This is a genomic window from Salinisphaera sp. G21_0, from assembly GCF_017744115.1.
Taxonomy (GTDB): domain Bacteria; phylum Pseudomonadota; class Gammaproteobacteria; order Pseudomonadales; family Endozoicomonadaceae; genus Endozoicomonas.
This window is the reverse complement of the sequence record NZ_JAGHQW010000293.1, coordinates 1-523: the sequence shown is the minus strand read 5'-3', so window position 1 is coordinate 523 and position 523 is coordinate 1. Positions and strand designations below refer to the sequence as shown.

Here is a 523-nt window from a genome sequence, read left to right as displayed (position 1 = left end):
ACAACGGGCTGGCACTGGAGACGACACCGAAGCTCAAAGAGGCCATGGTCGCGCTGTTGCCCCATGTGAAAACCAAAGCCGAATCAACAGAAGAGAAAGACCACTTTAAGCCACAGGAAGTCGCCAATCTGCTGTGGGCCGTGGCGAAACTGATGGACAACGGGCTGGAACTGGAGAAGATGGCAAAGCTCAAAGAGACTGTGGTCGTGCTGTTGTCCCATTTGAAAACCAAAGCCGAATCAAAAGAAGAGAAAGACCACTTTATTCCTCAGCAGATCACCAACCTGTTGTGGGCCGTGGCCAAACTTGGTGAGGCCATTGAGCTGAAACTGATTAAATCTACGTTCGATTTTTTTGCCTGCCGACTCAGTGAAAACCCTCAGCTCTCTCAGCAAAATATATCGATCTCTCTCTGGGGAGTCATGGTGTTCTGTGCCAGGTCTTATCTGTACTTTGGTGACGATAATAAAAACGCCCTTGAAAAGTACATAGATGAACTGTTTTCTCGTCTGGAAAGTCCATC

At 48.2% G+C, this 523-nt stretch carries 1 pseudogene; it reads left to right on the top strand.

Going from position 1 to position 523, the window contains the following annotated elements:
* Positions 1-523, top strand: a pseudogene (locus J7439_RS26125) (hypothetical protein); the annotation flags it as partial.